Here is a 22,192-nt window from a genome sequence, read left to right on the forward strand (position 1 = left end):
CTTCTCGTCCATCGGTTTGACATCCTTCCAAGGCATGGCTCTCTCCAGCAATGAAGATAGCCATAGGGTAAAAAACTGTTACCCATGTGCTTGAATTAATGTGTTACCGATCAGAGTAAACCGTACCGGTCGCTTTTCTTTGCTTACTTTCTTTGGCGAAGCAAAGAAAGTGAGTGGCCCGCCGGGGCCGGACCCGGCAAGCATCCACGGAGCGACCACAGAATCGGGTCACCGAAGAAAAGAACACTAAGCCCGAGCATCCTCTCCCCAAACCTGCCACATCCGAAACCGCACCCCCGCCTGCTCCCCACTCAACATCTCCCGCACGCCAAACCCGGCAACCCCGGTATCACGCCGCAAAGGCGCCGCCAGCAATACCCCATCCACACCAACCAGCACCTGCACGGCAGGCGCAGTCGAATCACTCCCTTTCCCCGCCACGACCCCAATCTCCCCGCTGGCCAGCCGCACAACCGCCCCGGTCGGATACATCCCCGCCACGCGAATAAAGCAGGCAGTGAGCATCGGATCCACAATCTGGTGATCCGCCAGCAAAATGTCGCGCAGGGCTTCAATCGGCAGCAGCGAGCGCCGGTAGCTGCGCGAGGAAACCCGCGCGCAGTAGCGGTCGGCGAGGGCGATGATCTTGACGTTGAGCGGAATGTCGTCGCCGGAACGCCCGAACGGATAACCGCTGCCGTCTTCGTTCTCATGGTGCAGCAGCACGCAATCCAGCCATTCCTCGTCCGTGATGCCTGCGCGCCGGAGAATATCGACCCCCTCCTGGGGGTGCGCATGGATGGCGGCGAGTTCGTCGTTGGAGATCGCGTTGAGACGGCCCTGCAACTGCTCGTGCTTGTGCAGCATGCCGATGTTCATCGTCAGCGCGCCGGCGACGATGGCCAGGATCTGGTGCGGCAGCTTGTCGAGCGCGCGAGCGACCAGCATGGCGACCACGGCCGTGTCGATGCAGTGGCGGACCGCATAGCTGCCTTCGTCCTGGTTATGCAGGATGGCGGCGAGGGCAATGTCCGGACCGTCCTCGACGGCGGCGATCAGCTTGCCGGCGACGTCGAGGAAACGCGCTTGGGCATCGGCTTCGCGGTCGACGTTGAACAGCAAATACTCCAGCGCGCGCTGCGCTTCGTTGATGCGCCGCAGGACGGGCTGGCGGGAGGGAGGGGCGACGGTTGTTTCGTCGGGCATCTCGATCGGGCGCTGCTCCATGGTTTTCCTTTCTGGGCGCATTGTCAAAACGGAAATGGCTACCGCCGACACTGCTGGATCGGGGAGAAATCCTTGCACCCCATTGTAGGGGCGCGTTGGAAGGATTTCATCAATTTGTTGAAATTGAGAAATTTTTGCGAAGAACGTTGTTTCCATCAAGCAATTTCTGGCGCGATGGCGGTATGATGAAACCGTTTTCATCATCAGCAAGCCATGGCGACCATCATCAACCAGCGTCTGGCCCACCTGCGCTCGCTCGTCGTCGACGACATGGCGACGATGCGGCAGAACATCCGGACCCAGCTAGGCCAACTCGGCATCCCCCACGTCGACCAGGCTTCCACGCCGGACGAAGCGATCAGCTGCATCCGCAGGAATGCCTATGACGTCATCATCTGCGACTACAACCTGAACCGGGAAACCAACGGCCAGCAGATGCTGGAGTTCCTGCGCGCGCAGAACATCCTGCCGGCTTCCACCATGTTCATCATGGTGACGGCCGAGACCAGCTATGACCTGGTCGCGAGCGCCGCCGAATTCCAGCCCGATGCCTACATGGTCAAGCCGCTCACCGGCGGCAAGCTGCTGGAGCGGATCGAACGGCTGCTCGACAAGCAGAACGCGCTGCGCCAGATCGTCGGCCGGCTCAATCTGAAGGACATCGCCGGCGCCGTGGCCGAATGCGACCGCGCCTTGCAGGCGCAGCCGAAGTGGGCGGTGGACATCGTCAAGATCAAGGCCAATGCGCTGCTCGAACTGGGCAAGCCGGAAGAGGCGCGTGCCGTGTACGAATCCGCGCTGAAGCTGCGCGATGACCTGGTGTGGGCACGTTACGGCGTTGCCCGCTGCCACTTTGCCGCCGGTCAGCTGGAAGAGGCGAAGGCCGTCGCGCAACAGGTCCTGGAAGGCAATGCGCAGTACGTCGTCGCGTATGACCTTCTCGCCAGGGTGGCCGAGGCGCAGGGCAACGAACAAGAGGCGCTGGAGGCGCTCAACCGCTCCTATGAAGTGATCCCATCGGCGCGGCGCAGCCGCATGGTGGGCGACGTCGCCTATCGTACGGGGGACCTGGAGCAGGCGCGCACCGCCTTCGACCGGGCGGTAAAGCATACCAAGGGCTCGCTCACGGCGCAGCCGTCCGACCTGCTGTCCCTGGCGCAGGTGCATGTGGATGCCGGTGACGCGCAGGAGGCCTTGCAGGTCCTGTCGACCGCGCCGAAGCATTACGTCGAATCGGACGCCTTTGCCGCCACGCAGGCCGCGGTGCAGGCGCAGGCGCACATCAAGATGGGCGACCTGGAATCCGCGCAGCATGCATTCGAGCGCGCCAAAGGCCTGGCGGATGCAACGCGGGCCGACGGCGCGGCATTGGCCCTTGCCAAAGCGGCATTTTCGATCGGGCGCGAGGACGAAGGCGCGGCGATCCTTTCGAGGGCAGTGCGGGCGGACCACGAAAACACGCGCCTCGTTTCCCTGGCCCGCAAAGTCCTCAAGGACAGCGGCAAGGAAGAATTGGCGGCCGAGGTGGTCGACCGCGCGCTCGACCAGGTCAATGCGATCGTCGCCGAAGCCAGCGCGCTGATGCGCAAGGCGCAGTTCGACGAGTCGTTGCAGAAGCTCGAGGAAGCCCTCGAGGGCATGCCCGAAAACACCGGCGTGCTGCTCGCCGCGGCGCAGCTGCACCTGCTGTGGATGAGCCAGAAGGGTTTGAACCTTGACTACGTGGCGCGGGTGAACAATTACCTCGCCAAGCTGGATGTCCTCATTCCCGGGAACGAACGGGTCGCGAAGATGTACCGCTTCATGCGCGAGACTTTGAGCCGCGCGAGCAAGGGATAGGCATGGACACCGAGCTGACGGCAGCCGTCGTACACGACATCAAGAATGCCCTCGGCGTCCTTGAAGGCATGCTGGCGGGACTGGTTCAGGAGCCGACGCGCGAGCAGGCCGTCTCGGCGCAGGACATGTGCACGTCGTTGCGCGAGCGGCTGATTGGTTTCCTGACGCTGTACAAGGCATCCTCCCAGGGACTGGTCGCGCGCATCGATGCCGTCAACCCCGAGGATTTCCTGAACGCCGTCGTGCGTGACAATCCGTCCGGCAGGGCGGAGCTGAAGGTGACGGTGAATACGCAGGATATGCCTGTACTCGGTTTTTTCGACGAAAACCTGGTCGGACTGGCAATGGCCGCGGCATTGCAAAACGCGACCCGCTTTGCGCGCTCGGCCATCGAACTTGGTTGCGTGACGGAGGCGTCGGGCGAGCTGGTGTTTTCCGTGCGCGACGACGGGCCGGGACTGGGCGCGCAGGAAAACAAGCCGTCCACGGGTTTGGGCACGGCCCTCTGCGCGGCCATCGCGCAGGCCCATCAAAAAGGCGGCCGCCACGGCACGGTTTCACTGCAGGATCATCAGCAAGGCGGCGCCCTGTTCACCTTGCGCCTGCCCTGATGCTGCACTGCACATATCGCACTGCTCAAGCTTTCCCGTAATCTTGTCGATATACAACATACGGACAAGATGCGAGGACAGCCATGAGTATCAGCGTAACCTTCAATAGTGCGCACAGGATACTGCTCGCCTCCGACTTTTTCATGGCACGGCGCCCCGTGCTGGACAGGGAGCAGCACCTCGTTGCGCATGAGCTGATGTTCTTCAGCGATGACCGCCCGGCACCCGACGTGAGCGATACCGCCGAACAGCCGGCTTCCACAACAGTCATCGGCGACGTCTACCAGCACGGCATGGGACGCGTGATCGGCGATCTGATGGGCATCCTGTACGTCGATCCGCAAACGATCATGAGCAACGTCTTCGATTTCCTGCCGCCGGAGAAGCTGGTACTGGAAATCGCCGAGGTCCACGAGGTCACGCCCGCGCTCCTCGAACGTCTTGCCGAACTGAACCAGAAGGGATTCCACTTCGCGCTGGTGGACAACGGGGGCGCGGTCGACCTGTCCGGGCTGCTGCCCTTCGTCGAAGGCGTGCGGATCGACGTGACGGGGAAGAGCGAATCCGACCTTGCACGCCTCTGCGCCGCGTACGCACCGCTGGGAAAACAGCTGCTGGCCGAAAAGGTGGACACGCACGAACAGTTTCAAACGTGCCACAAGCTCGGCTTCGACTATTTCCAGGGCTATTACTTCACGCTGCCCGTGTTCGCCGAGGGCCGGAAGCTCGCGCCTTCCAATCTCGCCATCACGTCGGTGCTGGCGCTGATCGTCTCCGATGCGGACAACTCCGTCATCGAAGACAGGATCAAGGGCAATGTCTCGCTCGGCCTGAACCTGCTGCGGCTGGCGAACACCCCCGCCTTCAGCACGCATCGCATCGACTCCCTCCGGCAGGCGCTGATGGTGCTTGGCCGTAACCAGCTTCAGCGCTGGCTGCAGGTGATGCTGTATGCCGACAATGGCGCCCATGGCGGTATCTCCATGCCCCTGCTTGACCTCGCCACCACGCGCGGACGGCTGATGGAGTTGCTGGCGCAGAAACTCAAGCCGGGCAACCGCGGCATCGCCGATACCAGCTTCACCGTCGGCATCATGTCGCTCATGGATTCCCTCTTCGGTATGCCGATGGAAAAAATCCTGGAACAGATTCCGGTCGTGGAGGAAGTCAGCGACGCCCTGCTGCACCGCCAGGGCTACTACGGACAGCTGCTGCGCCTGGTCGAGTACACCGAATGGCATGCGAAAGTCGACGCGCCGTTGCTGCAGGCAATCGGCGAGCTGCGCCTGACCCACAACGACATCTATCTCCTGCAACTGGCCGCTTTCGAGTGGAGCGACCACGTCACGCGCAGCATGCGGTAGAACTAAATCCTTCGACGGACATCCTAGGCTCAACACAAGGAGTGTCGGCCATGGGAAACAATTCATCCGGAGTGCAGCGCGCGAACGAGGAATCGGACAAGCGCCGTGAAGAGGCAAGGAAGCAGGGTCTTGCCGAGCAGAATGTGACCGGCGCATCGCCGCCGGAACTCGACGATATCGACGAAGAGTCCGAAACGACCGGCTTTGCCGGACACCGGGTGCCCCAGTCGCCAGGCAATATCGCCTCAAGGCGCTGAGGGCTCACTTCTTCGAAATGAAGGCATTGCCCTGCACGTAGAACCGCAGCGGCGCATCGGCCCACTCACCCGCATAGGCGACACCGATGCGAGGGCGCACGGCAATTGCGAACGCTTCCTCCCGTGCCGGTGCGGCGACATGGAAATCATCGCTCAGCATGTCGTGTCCGTTCAGCCGGCGGTCGATACCCAGCGCCCGGCAGAGCAGGCCCGGGCCTTTGGTATTGCCTTCGACATTCATCACCGGCTCCACCGCACGGATCAGCACCGCCGAGCCGTTGCCTTCCGGTTCGGTGACGATGTTCATGCAGTGGTGCATGCCGTAGATCAGGTACACGTAAGCATAGCCGGGCGGTCCGTACATGACGGCAGTCCGCGGCGTCACGCCCTTCGACGAATGCGCCGCAAGGTCGTGCGCGCCGAGGTAGGCTTCCACCTCGACAATGCGCGCGCGCCGTTCCACCCCGCCATCGACATGCACGAGATGCTTGCCGAGCAGGTCGCGCGCGACTTCCTCTGTCGGGCGCAGGTAGAAGCTGCGGGGCAGCCTGTTGCGCTCGCTCATTACCAGGTATCGATGCAGGGACGCTTCTTGCCGTTGCGTGGCATGGCCGGCGGTGCCGACCGCAGGCCGCGCATGACCCAATGCCGCGTCTCGACCGGATCGATGACATCGTCGATCTCGAGGAAGGATGCCATGTTGATGGCTTTGCCCTTCTGGTAGGACTCCGCCACCATCTTGTTGAAGGCCTCGGCTCGTTGGGCCGGGTCCTCGATGGCTTCCAGCTCCTTGCGGTAGCCGAGCCGCACCGCGCCTTCCAGTCCCATCGCGCCGAATTCGCCGCTTGGCCAGGCAACGGTAAAGAAGGGTGCGTGGAAGCTGCCGCCCGCCATCGCCTGCGCGCCAAGTCCGTAACCCTTGCGCAGCACGACGGTGAAGAATGGAACGCTGATACTGCCCGCCGTCACGAACATGCGCGAGACGTGCCGCACCATCGCGGTCTTTTCTGCATCGGGGCCGACCATGAAGCCGGGCGTGTCGCACAGCGACAGGATGGGCAGGTCGAAGGCGTCGCAGAGCTGCATGAAGCGCGCGGCCTTGTCCGCCGCGTCGGCATCGATTGCGCCGCCGAGATGCAGGGGATTGTTGGCCATCAGCCCAAAGGGCCGGCCCTCGATCCGGATCAGTGCCGTGATGATGCCGGTACCGAAGCTGCGGCGCAGTTCAAGCACGGAATCCTTGTCAGCAAGCGTGTCGACGACCGCGCGCACGTCGTAGGAGCGGAGCCGGTTCTCGGGCACGAGACGGCGCAGTTCACGCTGGTCCGCACACTCCCATTGCGTGACCGGACCCTGGAAGTAGGCGAGGTAGCGCTTCGCCGCGCGCACCGCTTCTTCTTCATCCTTCACCACGATGTCGATTACGCCGTTCGGCGCTTGCATGCTGACCGGGCCTACCTGTTCCGGTTCGAACACGCCCAGCCCGCCGCCCTCGATCATTGCCGGACCACCCATGCCGATGGTCGCATTCTCCGTCGCGATGATGACATCGCAGCAGCCGAGGAAGGCCGCGTTGCCGGCGAAGCAGCGGCCCGAGACGATCCCCACGCGCGGCACCAGGCCGCTCAGCCTGGCGAAGTTGATGAAGGACATGACATCGAGCCCGGCAACCAGCATCGCGTCCGTATCGCCGGGTCGTCCGCCGCCGCCTTCGGCGAAGATGACGACGGGCAGCTTCCATTGCTCGGCGAGCTGGAACATGCGGTCGGTCTTCTTGTGGTTCATCATGCCCTGCGTGCCGGCGAAGACGGTGTAGTCGTAGGCCAGCACCATGCAGCGGGACTTGCTGTCGTCGAACAAGGTGCCGTTGACGCTGCCGATCCCGGCCATGAGGCCGTCGGCGGGGCTGATGCGGATCAGTTCTTCTTCCGAACGGCGTCGACGCTGCGCGGCGATGGCCAGCGCGCCATATTCGATGAAGCTGTCCGCGTCGCACAGGTCGGCCACGTTTTCGCGCGCGGTGCGCTGGCCGGTCTTGCGGCGTTTGGCGACGGCGTCGGGTCGCGCCGCATCAAGCCCGATCTCGTGGCGTTGCAAGGTTTCGGCGAGATCCGGACGGATCGCGTCGAGGTCGACGCCCTCCGTCATTTCGGCCTCCAGCGCATCGACGTCCGCGGGTTCAACGTGGATAAGCGGATGGTCGCGGAAGATGACGTCGCCCTGTCGCACATCGATCGTCCTGACGATGCCGCCGATGGGGGAGGCGACCACATGCTCCATCTTCATGGCCTCGATGACGGCAAGCTGGCGCCCGGCATTCACGAGGTCGCCTTCCTTGACATCGATGGAGACGACCGAGCCCTGCATGGGAGCACGCACGGGAACGCTTCCCTCCGGCGTCTCGCGCGCGACGGCGCGTTCGTCAACGGTGTGCGCCGCTGTATCCGGATACAGCTTCTGGTGGGCGCCGCTTTCTGGTTCCACCAACGCCGCGATGTGCTCTTCGACGAAGCGCGTATGCACGCGGTTGGCGACCACGTCGGGACGGGTCAACAGGTTCTGCAGCAGTCCGATGTTGGTGTCCACGCCTTCGATCCGGAATTCGCAGAGGGCGCGGTAGGCATGCGCGATGGCGTCGGGATAGCGGCCGGAAGAGGTGGACGCGATCAGCTTGGCCAGAAGGGAATCGAAGTTCGGATTGGTGACGTAGCCGGTGTAGCCGTAGGTGTCGACGCGGACGCCCGGGCCGAAGGGCAGGTCGAATGCGGTCAGGTGTCCGCCCGAAGGCTGGGTGTTTCCGTCCGCATCCATCGTCTCCATGTTGATGCGCAACTGGACGGCAAATCCGCGCGATGCGGGAACTTCTTGCTGGGTCAATCCGATCTGCGCCAGCGAGGCGCCGCCTGCCAGGTGCAATTGCGCCTTGACCAGGTCGACGCCGGTGATTTCCTCGGTCACGGTGTGCTCGACCTGCAGGCGCGGATTGGCTTCAATGAAATAGAAGCCGGCGCGGTCCGTATGGTCGGTTGCATCCACCAGGAATTCAAAGGTGCCCAGGCTGCTGTAGCGCACGTCCTGCGCGAGGCGGACGGCCGCATCGATGATGCGCTTCTGCACGGGATGCGGAAGGGTGGGGCTGGGGGCGACCTCGATCAGTTTCTGGTTGCGGCGCTGCAAGGTGCATTCGCGCTCCCACAGGTGCGTCACGTTGCCGCTGCCGTCGCCGATGACCTGAACCTCGATGTGCCGCGCGCTGGAGACCAGCTTTTCAACGTACACCTCGCCACTCCCGAACGCGGCCCGGGCTTCCGACCTGCAGCGCGCATAGGCCTCGGGCAACGCCTCGGCGTGGTGAACGGCGCGCATGCCGCGACCACCGCCGCCGGCGATGGCTTTGATCATCATCGGTGCGCCGTCCAGGGAGGCGAGGAACGCAGTTGCCTCCTCCAGGCTCGTTGCCCGGTTGATGCCGGGAATGACCGGAATGCCGTGTTGTTCCGCACGTTCGCGGGCACGCACCTTGTCACCGAACAGGTCGAGCACTTCCGGCCGCGGTCCGACAAAGACCAGTCCTTCCTCCGCGCATCGGCGCGCGAAGGCCGCATTCTCGCTCAGGAATCCGTAGCCCGGATGAATGGCATCGCAGTCTGCCGCCTTGGCTGTCGCCACGATTTGCGCGATATCGAGATAGGCCGCCGCGCCGGTTCCCTTGAGACCGCGGCGCTCGTCCATCCGGCGCACATGCAGCGAGGCGGCATCGTCCTCGGAATACACGGCGACCGCGTGGATGCCGAGTTCGGCCGCGGCGCGGGCAATGCGAATGGCGATTTCGCCGCGGTTGGCGATCAGCAGGCGGGTGACGGCCATGGGAGTCCTTGTCTCGTGGTTTCTAATCGTTCTGGTGCCGGCTGTTTTAGCACGTGCGTACGATTATTGTCCACGATTTTGGACTCCGGTATCGCCGGTCACTCCTCGGGGATCTGCCCTCGAATCTCGCCGTTCGGGAATGCCGCGCTGTGCACGTTGATGTAATAGCGCTCATTCAGCAGCGCGGTCATCTGGGCTTCGGTCAACTGTCCGCTCACCGTCCAGACACCGCTTCCCGGTAACGTTTCCCGCATGGGAAATACCACCGGTCCGGTATCGGTTGCCGCGCCTTCGTGAATATGCGCAGCGGTTCCGACGATACCCGTGGTCGTCGCCGTTGCCGTGAATTGCTGCGTGGTCGGGTGAATGGTGACGACTGCTCTGCCCAAGGCCGTGCTGTTGGTCGGCGGAACTTCCTTCGCGCCGGACAGTTCCAGGTTGATCGTCAGCGGGGCGATGTTCGTCCCCGATGGCGTTGCTCCGCTTGCGGTAGGCGTGGTCGCGGCCGGCGCGGCGTCGACGGGGGCTGGATCGCTGTCCCCGCCGCAGGCAGCCAGCGAGGCCAGCACCGCAGCCGACACGAGACGGATGAACGACGAGCGCGAGTGTGTGGATCCCATATCAGCACCTCTTCTATGTGCAACAGCATGATCCTTCCCTGAGGCTCGCCGCCGGCAGTGGCGGCCGGCGTCGACTTTCGCCGCGCGGCATGGGCGACAGCGTATTCTGGGACGACTGACGAAAAAGCGTGCCTGTCCAAAGCAAGGGTGTTACAGGTAGATTAGCCAGACCTCCTGTGCGGCCAATGATTTTTGCCAAATCTTTACACCAAAACCGCAACCAAGAGTGTGCGTACTCGCGCGTGGCGCCCGGATCACCGGAACCATTTCCCCACGGCGTCCGCCAAACAGGCATGTCCTGGCGCTTGCTTTGAGCCGGTCATGTTGACCGTTGTTACGTTTCCCGCGGTCGGCGATTGATTCATCCTTCCCTTGTTGCTGCGCCAGAAAAACCATGTCGCCCGGCTTCATCTTTGCCACAGGCATCGAGAACAGCATTCCGACGATCGCGGGCGGCCGCGTGCGTATGGATGAGATGGAGAAATGCGGACATTACGATCTCTGGCGCGAGGATTTCGACCTGGTGCAGCAACTCGGCATCAGCTTCCTGCGCTACGGTCCGCCGTTGCATACGACGCTGATCGGACCGGAACGCTACGACTGGAGCTTTGCGGACGAAACCTTCAACGACCTGCGCTCGCGCGACATCGTCCCCATCGTCGACCTTTGTCACTTCGGCCTGCCGGACTGGCTCGGCAATTTCCAGAATCCAGACTTCCCGGCGATTTTCGCCGGCTATGCCAGGGTCTTTGCCCAGCGCTATCCTTGGGTGCAGCTCTATACGCCGGTGAACGAAATGTTCATCTGCGCCCTGTTTTCCGCCTTGTACGGCTGGTGGAACGAGCAGCTGCGCGACGACCGCGCGTTTGTCACCGCGCTCAAGCACCTGGTCAAGGCGAATGTGCTGGCGATGCGTTGCATCCTTGACGTGCGACCTGATGCCTTGTTCATCCAGAGCGAATCCACCGAATACTTCCATGCCGAAAACCCGGCGGCCATCCGTCCGGCCGAGCTCGCCAACGCGCGTCGCTTCCTGTCGCTGGATCTCAACTATGGCAGGCGCGTCGATTCCGAAATGTATGAGTATCTGATGGACAACGGCATGACCCGCGCCGAGTATCGCTTCTTCATGCACAACAACCTGCGTCACCACTGCATCATGGGCAATGATTACTACGTGACCAACGAGCACCTCGTGCACGCGGACGGCAGCATGGAAGCCTCGGGCGAGATCTTCGGTTACGCCGTGATTACGCGCCAGTACTATGACCGGTTCCGCCTGCCGGTCATGCACACTGAAACCAATCTGATGGCGGGAAAGCGCGGCGATGAAGCGACGCGCTGGCTACGCAAGGAGTGGGCGAATGTACTGCGCGTGCGGAATGACGGCGTGCCGGTGGTGGGATTCACCTGGTACTCGCTCACGGACCAGGTCGACTGGGACAGCGCGCTGCGGGAGAACAACGGCTGCGTCAATCCGCTCGGACTGTTCGACCTGAACCGCAATATCCGGCCGGTTGGAGAAACCTATTGCCGGCTGATCCGGGAATGGCGGCAGGTGCTGCCGACGCAAAGCGTCTGCTTGCAGCTGCCGATTGTCATGCCAAGCGAGGCCAACAAGGACTGGGCCGTGCGGCAGCGCGAACAGGCCTACCGCACGCCACACCGGAACGACACCGCGGAATAGGCAAGCTCACGCCAGTTGCGCGGCGTACGCCTCGAGATGCGTGTCCGTACTGCCGAACTGCAATTCGATCGCCATGAGCCGCTTGAAGTAATGGCTCACGTCCAGCTCGTCGGTCACGCCCATCCCCCCGTGCAACTGGACCGCCTGCTGGCCGACGAAGCGGCATGCCTGGCCGATGACGACCTTGGCCGCCGAGAGCGCCTTGCCGCGTACCGACGGATCCGGATCGTCGCAGCGCACCGCCGCCAGATAGCTCATCGATCGCGCCTGCTCGATGTGCAGCACCATGTCCGCCATGCGGTGCTGCAAGGCCTGGAACTTGCCGATCGGCTGGCCGAACTGCTTGCGGTTGCGTGCATATTCGACGGTGGCGGCGAGCAGTCTGTCGAGCGCGCCCACAGCTTCCGCGCAGACGGCGGCGAGACCGACATCCAGCACTTCGGCAAGCCGGGACTCCGCGTCGCCGTCCAGCAGGGCATTGGCCGGAACGAATGCCTGGTTGAACCACACTTCGCTTGCCGGAATGCCGTCCACCGTCTTGAACGGCACGAGGCGCACGCCCGCAACGTCGCGCGGCACGAGGAAAACACCAATGGCGTCAGACTGTGCGATACGCGCCGTCACGACCAGCACGTCCGCCGACGCGCCGTGCACGACCACGCTCTTGTGGCCGGTAATAACGTAGCCGTTGCCGACCGGCCAGGCGCGTGATTCGATTGCCATGCGGTCGAAGCGCGATGCATGCTCATCATGGGCAAGGGCCGCGATCTTTTCGCCGGCGGCCAGGGCCGGAAGGAGCTCGCCGCGCTGCACGTCGTTGCCCATCAACGCAATCGCTTTCGTCGACAGTACCGCGCTCGCCAGATAGGGCTCCAGCAGCAGGCCTTCGCCTATGGCGTTCATGACGAGCATGGTGTCGACAGGAGAACCGCCAAGTCCGCCATCGGCTTCCGGCACGTTGATCGACAGCAGGCCGATGTCAGCCAGCGCCTGCCATGCCTCACGGCTGAAACCGTCCGCCGATTTTTCGCGGATTTTCTGGCGTGCCTCGAAGTTGTAATCCTTGGATACGAAGCGCCTCGTGGTATCGAGGAGCATTTGCTGTTCTTCGGTAAACGTAAAGTCCATCGTGTGCTCCTACAGGCCGAGGATCATCTGCGAGATGATGTTCTTTTGAATTTCGTTGGAACCGCCGTAGATCGACAGTTTGCGCATGTTCAGATAGTTGGGTCCGAGCGGTACCGAATAGAACGGCCCCACCGGATCGCCCTGGTAACCCGCCGCCATCGCTTCGCGGCGCAGCTGCAGCGCATAGGGTCCCGCGACCTGCACCAGCAGTTCGGTGATGGCCTGCTGGATTTCCGTTCCCTTGATCTTGAGGATCGACGCCTCGGGGCCGGGCGCGCGCCGCTCCGCTTCGGCGGCAAGCACGCGCAGGTTGGTGATTTCCAGCGCGGTCAGGTCGATCTCGACCTGGGCGATGCGTGTAGCGAACAACGGGTCCTTGATCAGCGGCTTGCCGTTCTTGGTCTCGATGGACGCAAGCCGCTTCAGGCGGGACAACTCGCGTTTGGCGATGCCGATGCCGGCGATGTTGGTCCGCTCATGTCCGAGCAGGAACTTGGCATAGGTCCAGCCGGCGTTCTCCTCGCCGACGAGATTTTCGACCGGCACCTCGACGTTTTCCAGCCAGACTTCATTGACTTCATGCGCGCCATCCATCGTGATGATCGGCCGCACCGTCACGCCCGGACTGCGCATGTCGATCAGCAGGAAGGAAATGCCGCGCTGCGGCTTGGCTTCCGGATCGGTGCGCACGAGGCAGAAGATCCAGTCGGCATATTGCGCCTGCGTAGTCCATGTCTTCTGGCCGTTGACGATGTAGCGGTCGCCGTCACGTACCGCACGTGTCTTGACCGAGGCGAGGTCTGAGCCCGAGCCGGGTTCGGAGTAGCCCTGGCACCACCATTCGTCCGCCGACAGGATTTTCGGCAGGAAGCGGTCCTGCTGCTTCGGCGAGCCGTATTGCATGAGGACCGGCGCAACCATCTTCAAACCGAAGGGGATGGCGCGCGGAGCGCCCGCTGCGGCGCATTCTTCCTCGAAGATGTATTGCTGTACCGTGCTCCAGCCCGTGCCGCCAAAATCCTTCTTCCAGGCCGCACCGCCCCAGCCCTTGGCGTGCAGGATCTTTTGCCAGCGCACATAGTCGTCGCGGCCGAGGATCAGGCCGTTGATGACTTTGTGCCGGATGTCGGCGGGGAGGGAGGCGGCGACGAAGTCGCGGACTTCCTGGCGGAACGCGAGTTCTTCGGGAGTGAAGTTCAGGTTCATGAAGGGTCTCTGGTGTGGTGCGTGTCAGTGGTTGTCTTTGTGTTCGGTTGCGCTTGCGAGCGGGAGATGCGTTGTTAATTTCGTTTCACTTCTCCCCGTCATTCCCGCGCCTCAAAACGCCGCAATCCCCGTCTGTTCGCGCCCAAGAATCAGCGCATGAATGTCGTGCGTCCCTTCATAGGTGTTCACCACTTCCAGGTTCACCATATGCCGGATCACGCCGAACTCGTCCGAAATGCCATTCCCGCCCAGCATGTCGCGCGCCATGCGTGCCACGTCCAGTGCCTTGCCGCAGGAATTGCGCTTCATGATGGAGGTGATGGCGACAGCAGCCGTGCCTTCATCCTTCATGCGGCCGAGGCGCAGGCAACCTTGCAGACCGAGCGTGATTTCGGTCTGCATGTCGGCGAGCTTTTTCTGGATCAGCTGGTTCGCGGCAAGTGGCCGGCCAAACTGCTTGCGGTCGAGCACATACTGGCGCGCGATGTGCCAGCAGGATTCCGCCGCGCCAAGTGCGCCCCAGGCAATGCCGTAGCGCGCCGAGTTCAGGCAGGTAAAGGGGCCCTTCAAACCGCGCACGTCGGGGAAGGCATTCTCGTTCGGGCAGAACACCTCATCCATCACGATCTCGCCGGTGATTGATGCGCGCAGGCCGAACTTGCCGTGGATGGCCGGAGCGGACAAACCCTTCATCCCCTTCTCGAGGATGAAGCCGCGAATGTCGCCTTCGTCGTCTTTGGCCCACACGACAAACACGTCGGCGATCGGTGAGTTCGAGATCCACATCTTGCTACCGCTGATCTTGAAGCCACCTTCCACCTTCTTCGCTCGCGTCACCATCGAACCGGGATCGGAACCATGGTTCGGTTCGGTCAGGCCGAAGCAGCCGATCCATTCGCCCTTGGCGAGTTTCGGCAGGTACTTGTGCTTTTGCTGCTCGGTACCGAATTCAAAGATCGGCACCATGACCAGCGAGGACTGCACGCTCATCATCGAGCGGTAGCCGGAATCGACACGCTCCACTTCGCGCGCAATCAGGCCGTAGCTGACGTAGTTCAGGCCGGGCCCGCCATACTGTTCGGGAATGGTCGGGCCAAGTAGACCGAGTTCGCCCATCTCGCGGAAGATCGCGGGATCGGTCTTTTCGTGCCGGAAGGCTTCCAGCACGCGCGGTTGCAGGCGTTCCTGGCAGTACGCGTTCGCCGCGTCACGCACCATACGCTCTTCGTTTGTCAGCTGCTGTTCGAGCAGCAGCGGATCGTCCCAGTGGAATTGCACCTTCTGTTTCATCTTGTCTCCGGTCTTATTGTGTGCGTTCAATCACGACGGCGAGGCCCTGGCCGACGCCGATGCACAGGCTGACGACGGCATAGCGGCCGTTACGGCGGGCCAGCTCGCGGCTGGCCGTCAGGGCGAGGCGCGCGCCGGAGGCTCCAAGCGGATGGCCAAGCGCGATCGCGCCGCCGTTCGGGTTGACGCGTGTGTCCTTGAAATCGATGTCGAGCAGCTTCAGGCAGCCGAGCACCTGGCTGGCGAAGGCTTCGTTGATCTCGATGATGTCCATGTCCTTGAGTGACAGGCCGGCGCGGGCGAGGGCCTTCCGGATGGCGTACACGGGGCCGAGGCCCATGACGCGCGGCTCGACGCCGGCTACCGCTGCGGACAGGATGCGCACCATCGGCGCTTTGCCAACCTTCTCTCCGGCGGCACGGCCGCCGATCAGCAACGCGGCTGCGCCGTCATTGATGCCGGAGGCGTTGCCTGCGGTGACGACACCGCCTTCAAAGAGCGGCTTGAGCTTTTCCAGGGAAGCGGCGGTTGTTTCGGGACGCGGATGCTCATCCTTGTCGACGACATTTGGAGGCGTCTTGCGACCGGTAGGAACACTGATCGGGTGGATTTCGCCGGCAAAGAATCCGTCCTGCAGAGCGGCGTGGTATTTCATCTGCGATGCCAGGGCGAACGCGTCCGCCTGCTCGCGCGTGACGCCGCATTCCTGCGCCACGTTGTCGCCGGTTTCCGGCATGGTATCGGCGCCATACTGCGCGGTCACCTTGGGATTGGGGAAACGCGCGCCGATGGTGGTGTCGAAGACCTTGAAGTCGCGCGAGAAGGCCGATTCCGACTTGGCCATGACGAAGGGCGCGCGGCTCATGCTTTCCACGCCGCCGGCAATGAACAGGTCACCTTCGCCGCAGGTCACGGCGCGGGCGGCATCCATCACGGCCGCCAGGCCGCTGGCGCAGAGACGGTTGACGGTCTGGCCGGCAACCGTGACGGGCAGGCCGGCGGCGAGAAGGGCGTTGCGCGCGATGTTGCGCGCGTCTTCACCCGCCTGGTTGGTGTCGCCGAGGATCACGTCTTCGATCTGTTCCGGCTTCCACGGATTGCGTGCGACGACGGCGCGCATGACTTCCGCGACGAGGTCGTCCGGACGGACCGGGGACAGCGCGCCGGCATGGCGGCCGAAGGGGGTACGCAGGCCGTCGTAGATATAAGCGTCGAGCATGGATCAGATCTCCTTGTGATGTAGCGAAAGGCCGAGCATCGCGCGGCGCTGCAGCCAGGGGCTGGGCCGGTAGCGGGTGTCTCCGGTCTGGTGTTCGAGGTTCTTGAGGATGGCCAGCACAGTCGCTGCGCCGACTTGGTCGCCCCAGGCCAGCGGGCCGATGGGGTAGCCGAGGCCGAGCACGACCGCGCGGTCGATGTCCTGCGGATCGGCGATCTGCTGCTGAGCGATTTCGCAGGCGATGTTGACGATGTGGGCGACGACGCGCTGCGTCACCAGTCCGGCGCTGTCGCGGATGACGCTGACAGGGATGCCGGTGGCACCGAACAGGCCGCAGGCCATGGCGAGGGTTTCCGCGCCGGTCGCCGGATTCGTCATCACCACGCGGCGGCGGGTGAGGTCGAGCAGGCTTTCGACGGCAACGGTTCTCGTTGCATCCAGGTTTTCGCGCACGCAGCAGGTGGTGGCGTCCTCCCCGAGCGGCGTGACGATGCACAGTGCGCGGTCGCTGGGTCGCGCGCCGGATTCGACCTGCACGCCGGCAGCGGCGACGAGGACGGAAATGCGCTCGGCCAGCTCAGGCCGCTCCTGGCTCAGCCAGACGCTTTCCGGACGCTGGCTCGCCTGGACGGGTTCCGCGATGGCTTCTTTCTTTCCGTCCGCGCCGTAGCGGTAGAAGCCGTGGCCGACCTTGCGGCCGAGTGCACCGGCGGCGAGCATCTGGCGCGTCAGCACCTGCGGACGGAAACGCGGCTCTTCGTAATACTGGCGGTAGATCGATTCCATCACCGGATGCGACACATCCAGCCCGGTCAGGTCGAGCAGTTCGCAGGGGCCGAGGCGGAAGCCGGCCGTGTCGCGCAGGATAGCGTCCAGGGCCGGCACGCTGCAGATGCCTTCGTTCAGCAGCCGCAGACCCTCGGTGCCGTAGCCGCGCCCAGCATGGTTGACGATGAAGCCGGGCGTGTCCTTGGCGAGGACGGCCGTGTGGCCCCATTGCCTGCCCAGCGCGAGGAGAGTGTCGGTGACGTCGGGCCGGGTCATGAAGCCGCCAATGACTTCGACGATCTTCATCAGCGGCACCGGGTTGAAGAAGTGGAAGCCGGCGACGCGCTCGGGATGCTGCAGGCCTGCCGCGATGGCGGTGACGGAAAGCGACGAGGTATTCGACGCGAGGATGGCCTCGGCATCGACGATGCCCTCCAGCGTGGCGAAGAGCGACTTCTTCGCCGCGAGGTCCTCGACAATCGCCTCGACCACCACGTGGCAGGGTCGGAGCGCGTCCAGTCCCGTGCAGGCAATCATCCTGCCGCCCGCCGCGTCCGCCGCGGCAGCATCGAGCTTGCCTTTCTCGACCAGCTTGCCGAAGGTCGCAAGCAGTTCTTCGCGTGCTGCCTGCGCGGCGCCCTCGCGGCTGTCCGCCATATATACCGTCGCGCCGGCCAAGGCGGCGATCTGGACGATGCCGCGTCCCATGACGCCGCAGCCGATGACGCCCACATTCAGTTCCTTAGCGCCCGGGGGCGGTGGAAATCCGTTTTGCATCCTCACTCTCCAACTCGTTTTAATTCTGCACAGTGGAATTAAATGCTCTAAAATGGAATTGTGGTCATTTCAAAAGCCGGTGTCAAGCGTCGTCCGCAAGCAAGAGGACTCGCAAGGGATGCCGGGTTTGTCGGATAATCCCGCAGTCGAATCAAGAGAGCAGTCACATGGCGCAGGAACATTACGAAGACCAGGAAGATTCCGTTTCCGAGGCGAAGCAGTCCAATGCAAAGGAAGACCGGCATTTCGTCACCGCCCTCGCGCGCGGCCTGGATGTGCTGTCCTGTTTCCGATCGGGCGAGAAGACGCTGGGCAACCAGGAGCTCGCCGAGCGGACCAAATTGCCCAAATCCACCATTTCGCGCCTGACCTACACCCTGACCAAGCTGGGCTATCTCGATTACGACGACCATATCGGCAAGTACCGGCTCGGCACCGCCAGCCTGGCGCTGGGCAGCGCGATGCTCTCCAAGCTCGACATCCGGCAGTACGCCCGTCCCTACATGCAGGAGCTCGCCGATTTTTCGCGGGCGACGGTCTCGCTCGGCATGCGCGACCGCCTCAGCATGATCTATATAGAGAACTGCCGCAGCGAGGCGGCACTCACTCTGCGGCTCGACGTGGGCGCGCGCATCCCGATCGCGCAGACTGCCATGGGCCGTGCCTACCTTGCGGAAACGACGCCCGCCGAGCGCAACGACATCCTCGACCACGTGCGCGAACAGGATGAAACCAAGTGGCCCTCCGTCCGCGACGGCGTCATGCGCTCCATCGAGGAATATTCGACACTCGGTTGCTGCACCTCGTTCGGCGACTGGCAGCCCGACGTGAACGCCATTGCCGTCGCATTCCGCCCGGCCAACGGCGGGGCCATCCTCAGCATCAATTGCGGCGGTCCGGCCTTCAACCTCGCACCGGATTTCCTTCTCGGCGAAGTGAAGCCTCGCTTGCTCACGCTTGTCGACCGGCTGCAGCGCGGCTGATCTCGTCCGGAACTGTTTCCTGCGCCGAACAATTGTCGGCGCTGGGCCCGTTTTTTCACGCAATCTCCTGCCACGGCACTGCTAGAGTCCATTCTCGCGCGGCAAATCTTGCCGTCGGACAACAAACACACAGCATCTGGGAGACCGCATGAAGCTTCGCAGCCTGCGTATCGGTACGCGCCTTGCCATCGGATTCGGAATCATCCTCGCGATGCTGGTCATCGCCCTCGGTGCGGACAGTGTGGTCAGCGCCCGCAACCGCGACGCGATGATCGCAGGGCTGGAGAACAGCAATGCCAAGAGTGCGCTCGCCGGCGACATCAAGGGTGCCCTGCTCGAAGGCGGCATCGCCATGCGCAACATCGGTCTTCAATCCGACCTCGGTGCCATGAAGAAGGAAGAGCAGAAGGTCATGGCCCTGCGCAAGCGTTTCTCCGACGCGCGCGACAAACTGACCGCCCTCGGCCTCGACGATACCGAAAAGAAGATCCTCGCCGACCTGAGCCGCCTGGAGCTGGAAACCGATGCGCCCTTCAAGGAGGCGATCCGCCTGGTCACGGCCTTCAACAGCGAAGATGCGATCAAGCTGATCACGACCAGGATCGACCCCCTCAACCAGCAGGCGCTGGCGGAAATCAACAAGCTGGTCGATATCCAGCAGGCGACGTCGCACCGCGTGCTGGACAGCACGGTGGCGTCCGGCAGGCAATTGATGATCATGCTGTTTGTCATCGGTACGGTCGCCGTGGCCATCGGCGGCGCCTTCGCATGGATGCTGGCGCGCAGCATCATTCTGCCGCTGCAGGATGCGGTGCTGGTAGCCCGGCGCGTGGCGGCGGGCGAACTCGCGTCGCGGGTGGACGTGACCGGCTCCGACGAAATCAGCCAGCTGCTGCAAGCGCTGCAGGAGATGAACGGCAGCCTGCAAAAAATTGTCGGCGAAGTGCGCACCGGTACCGATTCGATTTCTGTCGCTTCGCGTGAAATCGCGTCCGGCAATGCGGACCTGTCCTCACGCACGGAAATGCAGGCAAGCGCCCTGCAGGAAACGGCCAATTCCATGGGGCAATTGACGAATATCGTCAAACAGAATGCGGGAAGCGCGCGCGAGGCCAACCAGCTCGTCATCTCCGCGTCCGGCATCGCCGCAAAGGGGGGCGAAGTCGTCGGTCAGGTGGTCGGCACCATGGGGTCGATCAAGGATAGTTCGCGCAAGATCGTCGACATCATTGGCGTCATCGATGGCATTGCCTTCCAGACGAATATCCTGGCGCTCAACGCCGCCGTCGAAGCCGCACGTGCCGGCGAGCAGGGTCGCGGTTTCGCGGTCGTGGCGGCCGAAGTGCGCAGCCTGGCCCAACGCTCGGCCGGCGCCGCGAAGGAGATCAAGCAGCTGATCAGCGATTCGGTGGAGAAGGTCGATACCGGCGGTAGGCTGGTCGACCAGGCCGGCAGGACGATGGACGACATCGTGCATGCGGTGACGCAGGTCGCCGACCTCATGCGCGAAATCACCGCCGCCAGCGAAGAGCAAAGCGCCGACATCGAAGAGGTCAACCGCGCCATCACACAGATGGACGAGATGACCCAGCAGAACGCGGCGCTGGTCGAGCAGGCCGCGGCCGCCGCGCAGAGCATGCAGGACCAGGCATCCGTGCTTGAGAAGGCTGTCGCGGTATTCAAGGTCGACGCCGCTGGCGCACCTGTCGCCGGGGCTGACGTCGTGTCGCTCGTGCCGCAGCCTATCCTGCGCAGGCTTCCCGTTGCAGTCGCGCAGGGCAAAGCCTTGCCTCTCGCGTCAAGCGCGGCACACGGATAAAGTTGCCGTACGGCACAACTTCTCTCCGGGCTTCATCGGGCTCTCATCCCGCGTGAAAATTATGCAGGCCTTGCGCCTGCATTTTCATTTCCGCTGGGCGTGCTTCTTGCTATAGTGGCCATAGACCCGGCACGCATTCCCCTACCATTTCGAGAACCTGCGTTCACACTTTGGCCTCTCTGAACGCATTGAGTAAGATCAAACGAAACTCAAGGGGGCGGCGCTATCATGAACGGCCTTTCAGCTTGGCTTGTCCAAGCTCATTACGCCATGCAGATGCCAGACAGGCGTGCTGTATTTTTGTTGTCCTCAAGGGAGATTTGAAATGAATGAAGTCGTCATCGTCGCAGCTGGCCGCACTGCTGTAGGCAAGTTCGGTGGGTCGCTGGGCAAGATCGCTGCGGCAGACCTGGGTGCGCACGTAATCAAGAACCTGGTCGCCAAGACCGGCATCGCCCCGGAACTGATCAGCGAAGTGATCCTCGGTCAGGTGCTGACCGCCGGCGTGGGCCAGAATCCGGCACGCCAGGCAGTGATCAAGGCAGGCCTGCCCGACATGGTGCCTGCGATGACGATCAACAAGGTTTGCGGCAGCGGCCTCAAGGCGACGCACCTCGCAGCGCAATCCATCCTCTGCGGCGACGCCGAGATCGTGATCGCCGGCGGCCAGGAAAACATGAGCGCCTCCCCGCACGTGCTGAACAACTCCCGTGACGGCTTCCGCATGGGCGACGCCAAGCTGGTCGACACCATGATCGTCGACGGCCTGTGGGACGTCTACAACCAGTACCACATGGGCATCACCGCCGAGAACGTCGCGAAGAAGTACGGCGTCTCCCGCCAGGAGCAGGACGAGTTCGCCGTCGCCTCGCAGAACAAGGCAGAAGCCGCGCAGAAGGCCGGCAAGTTCAAGGACGAGATCATCCCCCTCGAAATTCCGTCCAAGAAGGGCGCGATCGTGTTCGACACCGACGAGTTCATCAAGCCGGGCGTCACCATTGATTCCCTGTCCGGCCTGAAGCCGGCATTCGCCAAGGACGGCACCGTCACCGCGGGTAACGCTTCCGGCATCAACGACGGCGCCGCTGCCGTGATCATGATGTCCGCCAAGAAGGCAGACCAGCTCGGCCTGAAGCCGCTGGCCCGCATCAAGGCCTACTCCTCCGCAGGCGTCGACCCGACCATCATGGGCATGGGCCCGGTCCCCGCATCGCAGCTCTGCCTGAAGAAGGCCGGCTGGACGCACCAGGACGTCGACCTGATGGAAATCAACGAAGCCTTCGCAGCGCAGGCAATCGGCGTCAACAAGGAAATGGGCTGGGACACCAGCAAGATCAACGTCAATGGCGGCGCAATCGCTATCGGCCACCCGATCGGCGCGTCCGGCTGCCGCATCCTGGTGACGCTGATCCACGAAATGATCCGTCGTGATGCGAAGCGCGGCCTCGCCAGCCTGTGCATCGGCGGCGGCATGGGTGTTGCGCTGGCAATCGAGCGTTAATAAGAAATACGGCTGCCCGCAAGGGCAGC

At 63.2% G+C, this 22,192-nt stretch carries 18 protein-coding genes; 8 read left to right on the forward strand and 10 right to left on the reverse strand.

Annotated elements, in window-relative coordinates:
* Nucleotides 1–246: 246 nt before the first annotated feature.
* The gene (locus ACNOHI_RS06365) at nucleotides 247–1,473 is read right to left on the reverse strand and encodes an HD-GYP domain-containing protein (protein WP_420473828.1); all 1,227 of its coding nucleotides are present in this window, start codon (nucleotides 1,471–1,473) and stop codon (nucleotides 247–249) included.
* Here ACNOHI_RS06365 and ACNOHI_RS06370 point away from each other — a divergent pair.
* The 4 genes from ACNOHI_RS06370 to ACNOHI_RS06385 all read left to right on the forward strand — a co-directional run bounded on the left by ACNOHI_RS06370 (nucleotide 1,441) and on the right by ACNOHI_RS06385 (nucleotide 5,298).
* Complete coding sequence (locus ACNOHI_RS06370) at nucleotides 1,441–3,066, forward strand: tetratricopeptide repeat protein (RefSeq protein WP_420473829.1); 1,626 nt, start codon at nucleotides 1,441–1,443, stop codon at nucleotides 3,064–3,066. The genes ACNOHI_RS06365 and ACNOHI_RS06370 overlap by 33 nt on opposite strands.
* A 2-nt stretch (nucleotides 3,067–3,068) precedes the next feature.
* A complete protein-coding gene (locus tag ACNOHI_RS06375) occupies nucleotides 3,069–3,677 on the forward strand; it encodes a sensor histidine kinase (RefSeq protein WP_420473830.1) in 609 nt (202 codons plus the stop codon).
* Between the two features lie 83 nt (nucleotides 3,678–3,760).
* Nucleotides 3,761–5,041 (forward strand): EAL and HDOD domain-containing protein, encoded by a 1,281-nt coding sequence (locus tag ACNOHI_RS06380; RefSeq protein ID WP_420473831.1) that lies wholly within the window; start codon nucleotides 3,761–3,763, stop codon nucleotides 5,039–5,041.
* Between the two features lie 50 nt (nucleotides 5,042–5,091).
* Entirely contained in the window at nucleotides 5,092–5,298 is a 207-nt protein-coding gene (locus ACNOHI_RS06385) for a hypothetical protein (RefSeq protein ID WP_420473832.1), read from the forward strand.
* Between the two features lie 4 nt (nucleotides 5,299–5,302).
* On the opposite strand, the gene ACNOHI_RS06390 is transcribed toward ACNOHI_RS06385, so the two are convergent.
* The 4 genes from ACNOHI_RS06390 to ACNOHI_RS06405 all read right to left on the reverse strand — a co-directional run bounded on the left by ACNOHI_RS06390 (nucleotide 5,303) and on the right by ACNOHI_RS06405 (nucleotide 10,196).
* Nucleotides 5,303–5,863, reverse strand: a complete 561-nt coding sequence (locus tag ACNOHI_RS06390) for a DNA-3-methyladenine glycosylase (RefSeq protein WP_420473833.1) — start codon at nucleotides 5,861–5,863, stop codon at nucleotides 5,303–5,305.
* Entirely contained in the window at nucleotides 5,863–9,165 is a 3,303-nt protein-coding gene (locus ACNOHI_RS06395) for a carboxyl transferase domain-containing protein (RefSeq protein ID WP_420473834.1), read from the reverse strand. The genes ACNOHI_RS06390 and ACNOHI_RS06395 overlap by 1 nt, the downstream gene beginning before the upstream one ends.
* 98 nt (nucleotides 9,166–9,263) lie before the next feature.
* Nucleotides 9,264–9,785 carry a CHRD domain-containing protein gene (locus tag ACNOHI_RS06400; RefSeq protein ID WP_420473835.1) on the reverse strand — a complete coding sequence of 174 codons (522 nt, stop codon included), beginning with the start codon at nucleotides 9,783–9,785 and terminating at the stop codon, nucleotides 9,264–9,266.
* A 150-nt stretch (nucleotides 9,786–9,935) separates the two neighbouring features.
* Nucleotides 9,936–10,196, reverse strand: coding sequence for a hypothetical protein (locus ACNOHI_RS06405; protein WP_420473836.1), 261 nt, complete (start codon nucleotides 10,194–10,196; stop codon nucleotides 9,936–9,938).
* Here ACNOHI_RS06405 and ACNOHI_RS06410 point away from each other — a divergent pair.
* Complete coding sequence (locus tag ACNOHI_RS06410; RefSeq protein ID WP_420473837.1) at nucleotides 10,180–11,472, forward strand: family 1 glycosylhydrolase; 1,293 nt, start codon at nucleotides 10,180–10,182, stop codon at nucleotides 11,470–11,472. The two genes, ACNOHI_RS06405 and ACNOHI_RS06410, sit on opposite strands and share 17 nt — an antisense overlap.
* 6 nt (nucleotides 11,473–11,478) lie before the next feature.
* Here ACNOHI_RS06410 and ACNOHI_RS06415 read toward each other — a convergent pair whose 3' ends face one another.
* The 5 genes from ACNOHI_RS06415 to ACNOHI_RS06435 all read right to left on the reverse strand — a co-directional run bounded on the left by ACNOHI_RS06415 (nucleotide 11,479) and on the right by ACNOHI_RS06435 (nucleotide 17,860).
* Entirely contained in the window at nucleotides 11,479–12,600 is a 1,122-nt protein-coding gene (locus ACNOHI_RS06415) for an acyl-CoA dehydrogenase family protein (RefSeq protein ID WP_420473838.1), read from the reverse strand.
* 9 nt (nucleotides 12,601–12,609) lie between these two features.
* Nucleotides 12,610–13,806: an acyl-CoA dehydrogenase family protein gene (locus ACNOHI_RS06420; RefSeq protein ID WP_420473839.1), complete on the reverse strand. Its 1,197-nt coding sequence runs from the start codon at nucleotides 13,804–13,806 to the stop codon at nucleotides 12,610–12,612.
* A 111-nt stretch (nucleotides 13,807–13,917) separates the two neighbouring features.
* Nucleotides 13,918–15,096 (reverse strand): acyl-CoA dehydrogenase, encoded by a 1,179-nt coding sequence (locus tag ACNOHI_RS06425; RefSeq protein ID WP_420473840.1) that lies wholly within the window; start codon nucleotides 15,094–15,096, stop codon nucleotides 13,918–13,920.
* A 13-nt stretch (nucleotides 15,097–15,109) separates the two neighbouring features.
* The gene (locus ACNOHI_RS06430; RefSeq protein ID WP_420473841.1) at nucleotides 15,110–16,315 is read right to left on the reverse strand and encodes a 3-oxoadipyl-CoA thiolase; all 1,206 of its coding nucleotides are present in this window, start codon (nucleotides 16,313–16,315) and stop codon (nucleotides 15,110–15,112) included.
* Between the two features lie 3 nt (nucleotides 16,316–16,318).
* The gene (locus ACNOHI_RS06435) at nucleotides 16,319–17,860 is read right to left on the reverse strand and encodes a 3-hydroxyacyl-CoA dehydrogenase (RefSeq protein WP_420473842.1); all 1,542 of its coding nucleotides are present in this window, start codon (nucleotides 17,858–17,860) and stop codon (nucleotides 16,319–16,321) included.
* Nucleotides 17,861–18,027: 167 nt separating this feature from the next.
* On the opposite strand from ACNOHI_RS06435, the gene ACNOHI_RS06440 reads away from it, so the two are divergent.
* From ACNOHI_RS06440 to ACNOHI_RS06450, 3 genes are all read left to right on the forward strand, one after another.
* On the forward strand, nucleotides 18,028–18,843 hold the full coding sequence (locus ACNOHI_RS06440) for an IclR family transcriptional regulator (RefSeq protein ID WP_420473843.1): 816 nt from the start codon (nucleotides 18,028–18,030) through the stop codon (nucleotides 18,841–18,843).
* A gap of 148 nt (nucleotides 18,844–18,991) precedes the next feature.
* Nucleotides 18,992–20,662: a methyl-accepting chemotaxis protein gene (locus ACNOHI_RS06445; RefSeq protein WP_420473844.1), complete on the forward strand. Its 1,671-nt coding sequence runs from the start codon at nucleotides 18,992–18,994 to the stop codon at nucleotides 20,660–20,662.
* 325 nt (nucleotides 20,663–20,987) lie between these two features.
* Complete coding sequence (locus ACNOHI_RS06450; RefSeq protein ID WP_420473845.1) at nucleotides 20,988–22,163, forward strand: acetyl-CoA C-acetyltransferase; 1,176 nt, start codon at nucleotides 20,988–20,990, stop codon at nucleotides 22,161–22,163.
* Nucleotides 22,164–22,192 lie beyond the last annotated feature (29 nt).

Source organism: Noviherbaspirillum sp. ST9, from assembly GCF_048799745.1.
Lineage (GTDB): Bacteria > Pseudomonadota > Gammaproteobacteria > Burkholderiales > Burkholderiaceae_D > Noviherbaspirillum.

Bases quoted from the DNA above. Each gene is read 5' to 3' on its own strand.
- ACNOHI_RS06450 (WP_420473845.1), top strand. From the start codon at position 20,988: ATGAATGAAGTCGTCATCGTCGCAGCTGGCCGCACTGCTGTAGGCAAG.
- ACNOHI_RS06395 (WP_420473834.1), bottom strand. From the start codon at position 9,165: ATGGCCGTCACCCGCCTGCTGATCGCCAACCGCGGCGAAATCGCCATT.
- ACNOHI_RS06400 (WP_420473835.1), bottom strand. From the start codon at position 9,785: ATGGGATCCACACACTCGCGCTCGTCGTTCATCCGTCTCGTGTCGGCT.
- ACNOHI_RS06385 (WP_420473832.1), top strand. From the start codon at position 5,092: ATGGGAAACAATTCATCCGGAGTGCAGCGCGCGAACGAGGAATCGGAC.
- ACNOHI_RS06390 (WP_420473833.1), bottom strand. From the start codon at position 5,863: ATGAGCGAGCGCAACAGGCTGCCCCGCAGCTTCTACCTGCGCCCGACA.
- ACNOHI_RS06430 (WP_420473841.1), bottom strand. From the start codon at position 16,315: ATGCTCGACGCTTATATCTACGACGGCCTGCGTACCCCCTTCGGCCGC.
- ACNOHI_RS06415 (WP_420473838.1), bottom strand. From the start codon at position 12,600: ATGGACTTTACGTTTACCGAAGAACAGCAAATGCTCCTCGATACCACG.
- ACNOHI_RS06445 (WP_420473844.1), top strand. From the start codon at position 18,992: ATGAAGCTTCGCAGCCTGCGTATCGGTACGCGCCTTGCCATCGGATTC.
- ACNOHI_RS06420 (WP_420473839.1), bottom strand. From the start codon at position 13,806: ATGAACCTGAACTTCACTCCCGAAGAACTCGCGTTCCGCCAGGAAGTC.
- ACNOHI_RS06375 (WP_420473830.1), top strand. From the start codon at position 3,069: ATGGACACCGAGCTGACGGCAGCCGTCGTACACGACATCAAGAATGCC.
- ACNOHI_RS06435 (WP_420473842.1), bottom strand. From the start codon at position 17,860: ATGCAAAACGGATTTCCACCGCCCCCGGGCGCTAAGGAACTGAATGTG.
- ACNOHI_RS06370 (WP_420473829.1), top strand. From the start codon at position 1,441: ATGGCGACCATCATCAACCAGCGTCTGGCCCACCTGCGCTCGCTCGTC.
- ACNOHI_RS06405 (WP_420473836.1), bottom strand. From the start codon at position 10,196: ATGAAGCCGGGCGACATGGTTTTTCTGGCGCAGCAACAAGGGAAGGAT.
- ACNOHI_RS06380 (WP_420473831.1), top strand. From the start codon at position 3,761: ATGAGTATCAGCGTAACCTTCAATAGTGCGCACAGGATACTGCTCGCC.
- ACNOHI_RS06440 (WP_420473843.1), top strand. From the start codon at position 18,028: ATGGCGCAGGAACATTACGAAGACCAGGAAGATTCCGTTTCCGAGGCG.
- ACNOHI_RS06410 (WP_420473837.1), top strand. From the start codon at position 10,180: ATGTCGCCCGGCTTCATCTTTGCCACAGGCATCGAGAACAGCATTCCG.
- ACNOHI_RS06425 (WP_420473840.1), bottom strand. From the start codon at position 15,096: ATGAAACAGAAGGTGCAATTCCACTGGGACGATCCGCTGCTGCTCGAA.